Here is a 13,547-nt window from a genome sequence, read left to right on the forward strand (position 1 = left end):
ATAAAATGAGAAATTTATTCTTAATTCTCCTGTTTACTATTGTATTGATTATTATTATCTTTCAAATAAAAGATTATTATTATGGATTTAAATTAAAAAATGAACTTAAAGCTTTGGAAAGGAGTGTATCATATAAAGAGAGAGAACTATTAAGTTTTATTAGGAGAGACCTTATTGATAACAGAGGGTTTATCATATCAAAAATAGAAAATGGAAAGCCTTTGGAATATTCCCTTCTGGAATCTTATGGAGAATTAATGGAATATGCTTTATTAAGGGGAGACAAAAATCTTTTTGATATTCTTCTTTCAATAGTGAATAAATATTTTTATAATAAAGAAGGATATCTCTATTGGAGGATAAATAGGTTAAACTTGAAACCTGATAATAGTACTGCTTTAATAGACTCTTTAAGGATCTTGTATGCTCTTTTATATGCTTATGATACTTTTAAGGATAAAAAATATATGGAAATGGGAGAAAAAGTGGCGGATGGAATATTGAAATTTAATTCATCAGGAGAATTTTTTGTAGATTATTATGATGGAAATATGAAAGAAAAAGCTAATAAAATTTCTCTATTCTATTTAGATCTTAGGAAATTAAAAAAGATAGCTGAAATATTGCCTTCCTTTAATAAATACCACATTACATCAAAAAAGATCCTTGAAAACTCTGTATCCATAAATAATCCCTTTTTCCCTAAGGAATTTGAATTCTTTACTTTCTCGTATAAGACCTATTATCCTCTAAATATGTTGGAACAGGTAATTACTGCTATAAATTTTGATGATACGAATAAAATAAAGGATTTTTTAGAGTTTGTAAAAAATGAAATAAATAACTATAATAAATTGAATATATTCTATATGGGTTATAAAGGGATGAATGATCAAGAAAATGTAGGGTTATATGCTATACTGGCAAGGTTGTTTATTTTTGATGATAATAAATTATGGGCTAAAAAAATCTTGCCTTTTGTTGAAAAATTTAAGGGGGATAAACACTCTGGTTATGGGGATTTTTTGGGAAAAAACTTTTATGCCTTTGATCAAATAGAGGTATTATTAACATTAACATATATGGAGGATTAGATGAATAGGAACCTTTTAAAGGATAATCTTATCTTTAGTCTTCTTTTAATTTTCTGGCTTTTAACCTTGATAGTAATATTTAGTACTAGTTACAATGTAAATTTTATCAATTATCTTTTGTTTTCTGCTCTTATTTTGAATATGTTGATATCCTATAATCTTGGGATAACTTCAGGTTTAATTGCATCCTTATTTATAATTTTTATTTATGGCTCTTACTTGCTATATTCCATCATTGTATTAAACACTATTACAGAATTTAAGTGGGAATATGTTTTTTGGCTTATTTCATTTCCTATAGGTGCCTTTCTTGCAGGAAGTTTGGAGAGGGAATATGGATTTTTAAAGGAAAAAATTAAAGAGTTTGAGGAAAGAGAAAAATTGGTTTTATTAGATGATGTTACTGGATTTTATAATCCTTTTGGGTTTTTCCAGAGATTAGAAGAAGAGATTAAGAGGGCACAAAGGTATAAGGAGACTTTTTCTATACTTTACATTAATATTGTGGATTGGAAAGAATTGAAGAATATATATGGAGAGGATGGATATAAGAGTATCTTAAAGGTGATTGCAAATGAAATCTTAAAGAATACAAGGACTACAGACATAAAAGGAAGAATAGAAGATGGAGTTTTAGGCATTATATTGCCAGATACCGATATCAATTCCGCAAAAATAGTAAAGGAGAAACTTCATAGAGCTTTGGATAAGATTATTGTTGAAATGGGAGGAAAAAGAAGAGTTATATCATTAAAGATTAAAATTGGAGAGGCAGAATTCCAGGAAGGTGAAGATACACTGATTATTTGGGAGAGAGCCAAAGATAGTAGTAAATATGATGTGTAAATTTAAGATAATTCTTATCTTTCTTATCTTAATTATTTTAACCCTTTCCTTTGCAGAAGAAACTAAGAGAGTGTTAGTAATTTATGACAGTTTTTCAAGGATAGGAGAAGATTATCCAATTGAGAATCATTTAGAAGAATATTTGTCCCATTATGGTGTATATGTAGGATCTGTTAATAGTGAAGAGATTTTACCTGACGTAACCCAATACGATCTTGTTATATATTTGGGATTTCAAGAGAAGCTCTTAAAAATGGATTTTTTAGAAGAGATTTCAAAGAGTAAAAAGATTGTTTGGATTGAGGAAAATATAGATCAGTTTGCAAAATATATAGGATGTAATGAATTCAAGGATGTAGGAAAAAGATACGGCTTTATAGAAGTAAATTATAAGGATTACAAACTTTCTTTTGATCCTCAAACTTTTATTCACATAATTCTTCCTAAAAAAGCTAATGTATTATCTTATGTATCCGATGATTTAAATAAGTTTCCCTATGTATTTCAAATGGATAATCTTTATTATTTTGGAAGATTAGATTTTAGAGATAGTACTGGAACAGTTTTTTTAGATCTTTTACATGATATTTTAGGAGTTAAGCATCCTTCCTTTAAAAAAGGCCTTATAATTATTGATGAAATAAATCCTTTTACTGATGCATCTCTCCTTCAAGAAAAACTTTCAGCGGTCTGTTGTCAGCAGATTCCTTATTCTATAGTGGTGTATCCTACAGTAAAAAAAGATGGAAAATTATATTATCTTAGTGATAATGAAAAGCTTATTAAGGTTTTGTTAGAGATAGAAAATAGTAATATTGGTATAATACAGGGAAGTTATTATGAGAAAAACTATGATTCAAAGATAAATAGTGATTTAAATCTTTTGGCAAGTTATGGAATATATCCCATTGCTTTTAAATTTTACGGTGTACCTTATAAAGAGAGGTATATTGATGCTGCAAAATTATTTAGGATCCTTCTCGATGACGATCTGGTCTTTACAAAAAGATTGTATACACTTATCTATCCAATAAATGCAGGCTTTTATAATCCAAAGGATCCAAAGAATGTGAATTTAATTTTAAGAAAAGCAAAAGATTTTTTGGCTTTGAGAGATGCCATATTAGGAATTTCTATACCTATATATTTAGATAGGGAAGACATAGAAAGACTTATACTGGGTTTGAAAGATTTGGGTTATGATTTTCTTGATCTTTTAAAAGAGCCATATCATGTGGAGAATGATAAATTAATAATAATGAATAAAAATGGGAAAAAAGTTGTTGTAAGCAATGTATTGCCGTATTCAAAAAGTAGATTAGAAAGGTTTTTTGAGAAATTTGTTGAATATTTAAGAATTATATTGATATTTGTGATAACAAGTTTTATTGTTATTATTCTTTATCTTGTGTTTTCCAGAATCAGATTATATGAAAGGGGAAAAAGGCAGTGAAAGTTCTGACTTTCTGGGATTATGCTTTCGTAATATCCATGGTAATGACTTGGTCTGTTCTTTTATATCATATCTTGCTAACCTATTTTGGATATCGCTATTTTCTTATAAGTTTAGGCTTTGAAGAAGATGAAGAGATAAAAGAGTATCCTTTTATCTCTGTTTTGGTACCTGCTCATAATGAAGAAAAGGTTATAGGCAATACAGTAGATGCTATAGCCAGGTCTTATTATCCACGTGATAAATTCGAGATCATAGTGATTAATGATAGTTCTACTGATGGGACAGGAGAAGTATTAAAAGAGAAACAAAAGTTATATCCCAATCTTAAAGTACTTGAGATTAAGCCCCCCTTAGGGGCGAAGGGTAAATCAAATGCTCTAAATCAAGGATTAAAGATAGCAAAGGGAGATTATATAGTGGTTTATGATGCTGATAATACTCCAGAAAGAAAAGCAATTTATAATTTAGTGAGATTTATAATTAAGGATGATAATCTTGGAGCAGTGGTAGGAAAATTTAGAACGAGAAATAAAGATAAAAATCTCCTTACAAGATTTATAAATATAGAAACCCTTAGTTTCCAATGGCTTATTCAAGCTTCAAGAAACTATTTTTTAGGGCTTACTACTATTCCTGGTACCAACTTTATAATTAGAAAAGACCTTTTAGAAAACATTGGGGGATGGAATATTCATTCTCTTACTGAGGACACGGAACTTACTATAAGAATATATAAGGAGGGATATAGAATAAAATGGATACCACAAGCAGTAACTTGGGAGCAAGAGCCAGAAAGATTAAAGATTTGGATAAAACAAAGAACAAGATGGGCAAGAGGTAATATTTCTGTGATTGCTCAGTATTTGAGGAATATATTTAGTTTAAGAAGCAAAATTGCTTTTGATATTGTTTATTTCTCTTACATCTATCTAGTGGCTTTTTCTGTCATTTTAATTTCAGATATTATTTTTGGGTTAGGGCTTTTAAAAGTTATAAAACTTAATGTGGGAGGGCCTCTATTTACTATATGGATATTAGCATATTTACTTTTTATAACTGAGACTTTTATATCTTTGAGCTTGGAAAGGGGAGAAGGTAATTTAAAAAATCTTCTACTTATATGTCTTATGTATTTTACATACTGTCAATTATGGCTTTTTGTTGTTATCAGGGCAATCTATTTTACCCTTAAAGATAGAATAACAGGTAAAACTGTGAAATGGTATAAAACAGAAAGGAGTTTAGAATAATGAGGAGATTTTTGTTCCTTTTTCTCATAATATTAATGATGGTTCCTGTCTTTGGCTATGATAATATAAAAGTGTACAATTTACCTATAACCTCTCAAGATGTTCTTCTTAATTTACCTTTAAATAGGTACTCCTTTTGGTTTTATATTCCGGAAGGTGTAAATATATTGGACAAATGTTATTTAAATCTAAATTACTTTTATTCGGAGACCATGAATTCTCACGAGTCTCTTTATACAATTCTTGTAAATTCATATCCTATCTATAGTAGCTCTATTGTTAAAAAGGAAGGAAATTATGCAAAAATTACTGTAAAGATCCCTGTAAAAAGATTAAAGTATGGATTTAATGAGCTTTCTATTTCTACAAGACAAAGAAGTATAGAAGGAGCTTGTAAAGATTTAGATAATGATGCAAATTGGTTTATTATTCATAATACCTCTATTTTACATCTTGAAACCACAGATAAACCTTATAAAATTTCTTATTTTCCTTATCCTTTTATGGATTTATTATCTCTAAAAGTGATTAATTCCAATATCTATTTAAATGAGATATCAAATCAAAATTTAGATATTCTCTTTAAGCTTGTCAATAATCTTTCGATACAGGATAGATATAAAAGGCTTTCTTTTAGAATCTTTTTGGATGATCCTTATGTTAAAAAAGGAGAAAATCAAATATTAATTGGAAGTTTGGATAGATGGAGAATTTTTAATGATAAAAGTTTTACTAACATAGATGAGGATTCAGGTTTATTATATTTAGCTAAATACAATGATAATTTGCAAATATATATTTCTGGTAAAAGGAAGGGTATTGAAAAGTCCATAAAATATCTATTGAATCCTGAGCAGATAAAATTAACAGAGACAAATCCTGTTATTATAACCTCGGAGTCTTCTTTATCTGAAAGAGGAATTGAAAGTAAGAAGGTTTTAAATTTAAAGGATCTGGGTTATAGTAAGGTGGTAATTTCAGGAGTCCATCATCAAAGTTTTTCTTTTCCCTTAAAATTACCTATAGGTTATCAATCAATACAGACAGGTTCTTATATAGAGCTAAAATTTTCCCATTCTCCTGTATTAGATCCTGAGAAATCAAGTATAACTCTGTATATTAACGGGATTCCTGTAAAGGCAGAAAGATTATATGGTGGGAATATAGAAAATGGAAGGTTAAAAGCATATTTTCCTAAGGAGCTTTTGAAAGAAAAAGAATGGAATATTGAAATAAAATTTTATCATGCATTGAAAGATTTGGATTGTGATAAAAGATATGATGAGATTGCATGGACAAAGATAGATGGAGACTCAATTATTTATCTTAATAAGGGGTATATAGAAGAATATCCAAACCTTAGGAATATATGGAGTGGAAATTATCAAGATATATACCTATGGTTCCCTCAAAATCCGTCCCCTAATGAAATATCTTTAATGGCAACACTTATAGGAAAGATTTCTCAAAACACAGGTAATATTTATAACTTTAAAGTAATTTTAGGGGACGAATTAAAAGAGGAAATGAAGGATAAGGATATCATATTTATAGGTAGTTTCTATGATGATAGATTAAGGAAAATTGAGAAAAATCTATGGGTAAAACCAGAAGGTAATAAATTTATTTTTAAAAAAGATTTAGGTATATTCTTTGATGGTTTTACAACAGATATAGTTATGCAATCTGATTATTCTCCTCTTGGAGGAAATGGAAAACTATATGTTATCTTATACAATGACGAAAGTTCTCTTATTAAGTTTAACAATTTTTTAGATGATATAAGGAATATAGGAAAGATATATGGGCAGGTTTTCATAATGACAAAACTTGGAAATACATCATCTTTTAATCTTGTGGAGAGAAAGGAAAGATTTATATCTATTTTTGAATTCCGACCTTTGATTATCTATCTTGCAGTATTTATAATAGTTTTAGCAGTAAATATTATTATATTAATCATTATGAGAAAAAAGAATATAAGAGTTTCAAAATAGAAGGTAAAGTATATTTCCTTGGGGTAAGTAAGGCATCTTTTTCAATGGCAGATGGAAGTTATGGAGATTTTGGGGAATTTAATAGATTAAGGTATATGGAGCAGTACCTTATGGATATGATGGGCTTTGGATGGGAATATTTAAGTTTTATCTTTTAATGTAAGTTGACCTATCCATACTAAGGTGAATAACATAGTTATAGTGAATTGAAATTAGTTATAATTTATTATATAAGTTTTTAAGAAATAAATAATAAAGGGGTGAAGATTATATCTTCGGAAAAAGAAAAATCTTTTGAAAACTCAAAGGACAGTAGTGATTTAGTAAATCTTAGCAGATATTTAATCAAAGCTCAAGAAGAAGAGAGAAAAAAGATTGCAAGAGAGTTACACGATGAAATAGGGCAAATACTTACTGCTATAAAGATTAACCTGGAATTATTAAAGAGAAAAATAGGCAAAGACTTTGAAGGGCAAATAGAAGAAAATATAAATTTAATAAATAGAGCTATAGAAGAGGTAAGAGATATTTCTTTAAACTTAAGACCTTCCCTTATTGATGATTTAGGACTACTTTCGGCTATAAAATGGCTCGTAGATAAAGTTAAGGAAAAAAATAATCTAAATATAGAACTCTCCTTGAAACTTGAACAAAAGGGTATTCCTAAAGATTTTTCTATAACTATCTTCAGAATAATTCAAGAAGGTCTAACTAATGTTGTGAGACATGCCGAAGCTACAGAGGTTTCATTAAAAGTAATACAAGAAGATGATGAAATTGAAATATTTATTAAAGATAATGGAAAAGGATTTGATATAAAACAGGTTTTTAAGGATATTAGTAAAGGGAGGTTTTTGGGGCTTCTTGGTATAAAGGAAAGGGTTGAACTTCTTAACGGAAGAATTGAGATTAAAAGTGAAATCCAAAAGGGTACAGAAATAAAAATTAATATTCCTTTAGAGAGAAATATATGAGTATAAAAGTTATAATTGCAGATGACCATACTTTGGTAAGAGAAGGTATTAAATCTCTTTTAAAGGATGTTGGGGACATAGAGGTAATTGCAGAGGCAGGGGATGGAGAAGAAACTTTATTAAAAGCATCCGATCTTAAACCAGATGTTTTGATACTTGATATTTCAATGCCAAAGGTTTCTGGAATAAGATTTTGTGAAAAGATTAAAGAAATCAATGAGAATACAAAAGTGGTTGTAGTATCAGCTGATATACAAAAACAGACAAAAGAACTTGCTATGCAGAAAGGTGCTTTTGCTTTTTTAAATAAACCGGTTATTGAAGAAGAGGTTATAAATATACTTAAGAATATTTCAGGGGGCTAAAATGATCTTGAATGAAAACCAAAAGGATGCTCTTTCTGAGCTTATCAATATTGCCTTTTCAAGGACTGCAGCTTCTCTTTCAGAGCTTACAGGGGACAGAATTATATTAGAACCACCCAAGGTTGATGTTATTCCTATTGAAGAATTGCAAGAGAGGCTTTTAAAAGAAATAAATGGTGATGTAGCTACAGTACATCAAATATTCTCAGGACCTGTATCAGGTGATGCCCTTCTTCTTTTAGATCATCAAGGGGCTATAAGACTTGCAAGTCTTGTATCAGGAGAGGATGTGGAAGTTGATTATATGACACCATCTTTAAAGGAAGTATTGATGGAGATAGGAAATATTCTACTTAATGCCTGTCTTGGTATGTTTGGAAATCTATTGCAACTTCATATTACCTTTTCTGTTCCTAAGATCCATTTAGAAGCGCTCAATGTAATGCTTGATACTCTTGTAATCTCTCAACAAGAGTTAAAATATGCTTTAATAGCTATAACCCAATTCAAGGTAAAAGATAGCAGTATAAAGGGATATTTGGTAATAGTTTTGGGAGTATCTTCCTTAGAAAAACTTTTGGAAAGTCTTGAAAAGATTGGATAAATAGATTATGAAAGAGCTTTTTCTAAACGGTCTTACTACGTGGCTTGAAGAGTACAGTATATGGGGTATCTTCATTACAGATACTGAATTTAAAGTTTTGTTCTGGAATAAATGGCTTGAGGTAAATACAAGGATAAGAAGAGAAAAAATAATTAACAAAAATATTTTTGATGAAATTCCCGAGATTAAAAAATTTGAAAACTATTTTCGTCAAGTATTACAAGGAACTTCTGTTATTCTTTCTCAAAGATTACATAAATATCTTATTCCTATAGAAATAAAGGATAAAGAATACATGTATATGCAACAGACTGTCCAAATCTTTCCGCTTTTGGAAGGAAACGAAGTAAAAGGCGTTATAACAGTAATTGAGGATGTAACAGATAGGGTGAAAAGGGAGGAAAATAACAAAAAGCAAATAAGAAATTTGAAGATCTTAAATGATATTCAAAAATCCATTTTTACGCTAAATAGAGAAGAATTGTTAGATAAACTTTTTGAGGGAGTTGTAAAAATAAGTAATGCTCCCTATGTTTATCTTTTTTTGATAAAAGAGGATAATTTTCTTCTTAAAAGATCCACAAGAAATGTATTAGATTATTCTAATAATTTGGAGAATCCTTCTTGTATTTTAAAAAGAGTTGTTAGTGAAAGAAGAACTATTTATATACCTTATACTAAAGAAACAGATATAAAATGTGTTAATCCATCATCGAATTCTGTCTTAGCTATTCCTATATTAGGTAAAGAGAAGGTATTTGGTATATTAGTTATAGAAGCTCTCGAAAGGAATGCTTTTAAAGAAGAAGATATTCTTAATTTAGAAACAATTGCTATGCAGTCTGCTATAATCTTCGAAAATATTGAGCTATTAGAATCATTAAGGGAATCTGAGACCAGATATAGAGTATTAGCAGAGCAATCCCTTACTGGTGTTTCTTTGTTGCAAGATGAAAAATTTATATATACTAATTCAAGGTTTATTGAGATCCTGAGTTACCCATCAAGACTTGAAACTCTAAGTGATTTTACAAAATATATCTATGAAGAAGACAAAAATAGATTTATGGAAAGATATAATCAGATATTAGAAAACACTTTCGAATATATAATAGATGAAATTAGAATAAGAAAAATAAATAATGAAATAGCATATTTAGAGATCTCTATGGTTAATGTCTTTTATAAAGGTAAAAAATCAATACTTCTATCAATTCTTGATATAACTTATAGGAAGAAGTTAGAAGAGGAATTAAAGTTACTCTCCATAACTGACGCTCTAACAGATCTTTACAATCGACGTGGCTTTATGACTTTGGCAGAGCATACCTTTTCTATAGCCAACAGATTAAATAAAAACATATTTATTATGTTTATTGATCTTGATTTCATGAAAGAGATAAATGATAAATATGGTCATCAGATGGGTGATCAAGCGCTTATTGATTTAGCTAATATTTTGAGAGAGACCTTTAGGCAGAATGACCTTTTAGCAAGGGTTGGTGGAGATGAATTTGTGGTTATGGGTATTATTGGAGAAGAAAATCATAAAGAAGTAATAATTAAAAGACTTCTTGGAAAAGTAGATGAATTTAATAGTAAAAGATTAAGACCTTATAAAATATCTCTAAGTGTTGGAATTGCTATCTATGATCCTAAGGATCCTGTTTCTTTAGAAGATCTTCTTCAAAAAGCTGATGAACTTATGTATGAACAAAAAAGAATTAAAAAAGAGAAACTAAAAGGATAAGAGGGGATAAGGATTAAAAAATTATCCCTATCCCCTCTTTAATTTCTTAATCAAATAGAATCTTCATACTTTCCTCATGATCAAGATCCATTACATAAGTTATACCTGTAACTTCTGCAGCTTCTTTTGTGAGAGCTACTATATCATCTCTTGAAATAAGTTCAAGCTTAAATTTTCTTGCACCTGCCATAAATTGCTTCAAACCAACAGCTAATCTATCAAAGTATCCATAAACTGCAAGTGCAGAAGGTGGTACTTTCTTCCAATCTTCTCCAAGTATCTTTTTCATCTCTGCAACAGCAGTGAAAATCTCTTCCACATCATTACCATACTCTGCATAATCTTTTGGTATATTTCCGCTCTTTATTAAGTTTCCAAGAGTTTTTCCTACCATTGCTGCGGTAAGGGTAGCTCTTCCCATAGCCACAAGTTTTACATATGGAGCCCCTAATGCAAGGCCTTTAAAGATATGATCTTCTAATGTAAATCCACCAGCTATGGCTATTGTAGGTACATGTTTTCCTTTTTCTGCTAACATCTTTGCATATTTGTAAGTTAAAGCTTCTAAGTAAACAGTAGGAATACCCCATTCATTCATCATTCTCCATGGACTCATTCCAGTTCCACCGCCAGCACCATCTACAATTAGTAAATCTGCCTTTCCTTCAGATGCTGCTCTTAAAGCAAGGGCAAGATCTTTTGGCCTGTAAGCTCCTGTTTTTAATGATATATATTTGGCTCCTCTTTTTCTAAGTTCTTCTGCTCTTTTTACAAATCCTTCTACTGAAGCCATACCAAGTCTTGAATGTCTCTCAAACTCCTTAATTCCGCCTTTTGCAAATAACTCTTGAATTATAGGATCATCTGGATCTGGGAAAACAATATATCCTCTATCTTTTAATTGTTTTGCTCTTTTAATATCAGAAAGTTTTATTTCTCCTCCGATGTCCTTTGCCCCTTGTCCCCATTTTATCTCTACAAAATCAATTCCTAAACTTTCAATCACATATTCTAATGTACCGAGTCTTGAATCTTCTACATTTTCTTGAACTATAACTCCACCATAGCCATCTTTTTGCCATTCTTTAAATAATTTAATTCTTCTTTCCATTTCCGGAGATCTTATAACTTTTCCATTCTTGAATTCAGCATCTGGATCTACACCACATACATTTTCGCCGACTCCTACCATTGTGCCGAAAAGTGCAGATCCAATAGCAACGCCTTCCCAGTTGTCCCTTGCGATGAAGGTAGAGCCAAGACCTGTAGTAAACCATGGTCCTCTCAATTTAATGTCACCTATTTTTGTCTCTATATCTACGGCAGGAAAAGTTGCTTTATCAGGATCTGGCTCTACTCCTTGAGCTCCAACACAGGTACCATTGATATTGAAGTGGGAAAAATCTATTGGGTAGTCTTTTTCAGAGGCTGATGTTACTTTTCCGTAGGGCTTTGGATAAATATATTCTCTTCCTCTTACCGCTGATTTTGCAATTTCACAATATCCAGGACATCCATCCAAACAGGTGACACACATTCCACTAAATGGGGAATAATCTTTTAAACGTAGGCGGGTCAAGGTAGCTTCTGAGAAATTAGGTTTTGAAAAAGACATAAAATTACGCACCTCCCCAAAAGAGTTTTCAGGAATTAATTTTGAGTTATTCTAACATTTGTATAATTATGTTGTCAACATTAATTTTTAAAGCATACAAAGGAAAGCTATTGCCTTAAATATTAATGCAGATTTTTGTAAATGGATGATTAATTTTTATAATAAAAGTCTTAATGTAACTATTTTACTTTAATTTATGCTTAAATTTGCTTAAAGTAAATTTAATTAAGTTTTAAATATATATTAACACGAGTAAATTATAATGATCCTTGAAAATAATGAAAAAGGAGGGATGCATAATGAAAGCAATCCTTAAACAGGTTAATATAATTCCAACATTAAGTGAGAAAGAATTAAAAGTTATGAAGAAGGAAGAAAGAAATGTAAAAAATTTAGAAGTTGAGTATTCAATAATTGAATCTCCTATAGTAAACTATTTAACATCAAGGATTGTATAGAGGTCACCTACCCCCATTACCATATCAAAATAAGGGAAGCCTAAAGGCTTCCCTTATTTATTTCGTAAACATTTACTTTTACTAAATTTCCCTCTTAAGAAATAACTAAAATATCAGGTTTAACAAATTTTATTCCCTCTATTTCCAGAGTTATAGTGGTAAATATAAACTGGTTTTGTAATCCTAAGGGGACCTTTTTCTGTAACAATAAAGCTATCTTCTGATTTGTTTCCTGAAATGGAAGGGTTCTAACAAAAGGCTTGATTCTTCAAAACTCCCACTGTAGTTGATGGAGTTACTCTTATTTCTCTGGGATAATATCCCAGAGATCCTTCTTGGTGATGCAATTTCCATTCATCTTTATATCCTCTTTTTTCATACTCTTCTATAGCTGATAATACTCGAACTCTCATTTCTTCTCCAATCTTAGTTTTAAAAATCATAATGCATTCGATTTCTACATTATCTCTATATTGCTTCTTTAGACTTTCAGGTAAGTCTCCAAAATATACCATACATTTAATAATGGCAATTAAGCCTTTGTATCGAGCATTTACTGAAGCCATTACATAATTTTCTATTTTTTTTATTTTTGGATATGGGATGTCTATAATTTTTAATTCTTTCATCAGATGAAACCATAAAAGCTGTAGGTTCTATTCCTTCTTGCCATAATTTAGCGGATATTTTTCCTGCTACCTCTATTTCTTTATCCCCCAGGTTTTGTTTCATACATTAGTACTTCTTCTACAATTCTTGATAATTTTTCTCCTAAGAACATATATCTTTCTATTTATCCTTCTGTAAGTTCAAAACGAAGTTTTCTAAAAGAATTTTCTACAAGTTGGGTGCCAGGAAGAAATATATCACATCCTATTTCTCCATTTTTGACCATGTTTTTTACTATTTCCATCTCTTTATCCTCATACCATTCATATTCAAGGATTTCAAAGCCAATATCTCCTACTTCTTCATCTTTCATTCTTCGTGCCTCAATTTTATTAGCTATCACAAATTGATATTTTTCAGTAATTAATACTGATGTAACTCCTGTCTCTGTAGCAATTCCTACAAAATTTAATCCCCCTGCTTTTATCCATGAAAAATTGGGTTGTTTCTTAATGAGCATGGCTGATAA

The 13,547-nt window shown here is 30.0% G+C and carries 14 protein-coding genes; 10 read left to right on the forward strand and 4 right to left on the reverse strand.

All coding sequences use genetic code 11. From position 1 onward, the window contains the following. Nucleotides 1–5 precede the first annotated feature (5 nt). From ACY3JO_RS02705 to ACY3JO_RS02745, 9 genes are all read left to right on the forward strand, one after another. Nucleotides 6–1,094, forward strand: a complete 1,089-nt coding sequence (locus ACY3JO_RS02705) for a hypothetical protein (RefSeq protein ID WP_463085285.1) — start codon at nt 6–8, stop codon at nt 1,092–1,094. Continuing rightward, nucleotides 1,095–1,940 carry a GGDEF domain-containing protein gene (locus ACY3JO_RS02710; protein ID WP_463085286.1) on the forward strand — a complete coding sequence of 282 codons (846 nt, stop codon included), beginning with the start codon at nt 1,095–1,097 and terminating at the stop codon, nt 1,938–1,940. Beyond that, a complete protein-coding gene (locus ACY3JO_RS02715) occupies nt 1,930–3,393 on the forward strand; it encodes a hypothetical protein (RefSeq protein ID WP_463085287.1) in 1,464 nt (487 codons plus the stop codon). The genes ACY3JO_RS02710 and ACY3JO_RS02715 overlap by 11 nt, the downstream gene beginning before the upstream one ends. After that, nucleotides 3,390–4,646 (forward strand): glycosyltransferase family 2 protein, encoded by a 1,257-nt coding sequence (locus ACY3JO_RS02720; protein ID WP_463085288.1) that lies wholly within the window; start codon nt 3,390–3,392, stop codon nt 4,644–4,646. The genes ACY3JO_RS02715 and ACY3JO_RS02720 overlap by 4 nt, the downstream gene beginning before the upstream one ends. After that, nucleotides 4,646–6,643 carry a cellulose biosynthesis cyclic di-GMP-binding regulatory protein BcsB gene (locus tag ACY3JO_RS02725; RefSeq protein WP_463085289.1) on the forward strand — a complete coding sequence of 666 codons (1,998 nt, stop codon included), beginning with the start codon at nt 4,646–4,648 and terminating at the stop codon, nt 6,641–6,643. Before ACY3JO_RS02720 ends, ACY3JO_RS02725 begins: the two co-directional genes overlap by 1 nt. Before the next feature lie 260 nt (nt 6,644–6,903). After that, entirely contained in the window at nt 6,904–7,617 is a 714-nt protein-coding gene (locus ACY3JO_RS02730) for a sensor histidine kinase (RefSeq protein WP_463085290.1), read from the forward strand. Further along, nucleotides 7,614–7,982: a response regulator gene (locus ACY3JO_RS02735; RefSeq protein WP_463085291.1), complete on the forward strand. Its 369-nt coding sequence runs from the start codon at nt 7,614–7,616 to the stop codon at nt 7,980–7,982. The genes ACY3JO_RS02730 and ACY3JO_RS02735 overlap by 4 nt, the downstream gene beginning before the upstream one ends. A gap of 1 nt (nt 7,983) precedes the next feature. Next, nucleotides 7,984–8,586: a chemotaxis protein CheC gene (locus ACY3JO_RS02740; RefSeq protein ID WP_463085292.1), complete on the forward strand. Its 603-nt coding sequence runs from the start codon at nt 7,984–7,986 to the stop codon at nt 8,584–8,586. Between the two features lie 7 nt (nt 8,587–8,593). After that, on the forward strand, nt 8,594–10,336 hold the full coding sequence (locus ACY3JO_RS02745) for a sensor domain-containing diguanylate cyclase (RefSeq protein WP_463085293.1): 1,743 nt from the start codon (nt 8,594–8,596) through the stop codon (nt 10,334–10,336). A 46-nt stretch (nt 10,337–10,382) separates the two neighbouring features. On the opposite strand, the gene ACY3JO_RS02750 is transcribed toward ACY3JO_RS02745, so the two are convergent. Continuing rightward, nucleotides 10,383–11,951 (reverse strand): FMN-binding glutamate synthase family protein, encoded by a 1,569-nt coding sequence (locus ACY3JO_RS02750; RefSeq protein WP_463085294.1) that lies wholly within the window; start codon nt 11,949–11,951, stop codon nt 10,383–10,385. A gap of 299 nt (nt 11,952–12,250) precedes the next feature. On the opposite strand from ACY3JO_RS02750, the gene ACY3JO_RS02755 reads away from it, so the two are divergent. Then, on the forward strand, nt 12,251–12,409 hold the full coding sequence (locus ACY3JO_RS02755) for a hypothetical protein (protein WP_463085295.1): 159 nt from the start codon (nt 12,251–12,253) through the stop codon (nt 12,407–12,409). Between the two features lie 248 nt (nt 12,410–12,657). On the opposite strand, the gene ACY3JO_RS02760 is transcribed toward ACY3JO_RS02755, so the two are convergent. From ACY3JO_RS02760 to ACY3JO_RS02770, 3 genes are all read right to left on the reverse strand, one after another. Then, on the reverse strand, nt 12,658–12,975 hold the full coding sequence (locus ACY3JO_RS02760) for a hypothetical protein (RefSeq protein ID WP_463085296.1): 318 nt from the start codon (nt 12,973–12,975) through the stop codon (nt 12,658–12,660). Continuing rightward, nucleotides 12,929–13,141 carry a hypothetical protein gene (locus ACY3JO_RS02765; RefSeq protein WP_463085297.1) on the reverse strand — a complete coding sequence of 71 codons (213 nt, stop codon included), beginning with the start codon at nt 13,139–13,141 and terminating at the stop codon, nt 12,929–12,931. The genes ACY3JO_RS02760 and ACY3JO_RS02765 overlap by 47 nt, the downstream gene beginning before the upstream one ends. Nucleotides 13,142–13,202: 61 nt before the next feature. Next, nucleotides 13,203–13,538 carry a hypothetical protein gene (locus tag ACY3JO_RS02770; protein ID WP_463085298.1) on the reverse strand — a complete coding sequence of 112 codons (336 nt, stop codon included), beginning with the start codon at nt 13,536–13,538 and terminating at the stop codon, nt 13,203–13,205. Nucleotides 13,539–13,547 lie beyond the last annotated feature (9 nt).

The sequence above is a fragment of the Dictyoglomus sp. LHC4 genome (genome assembly GCF_055181355.1).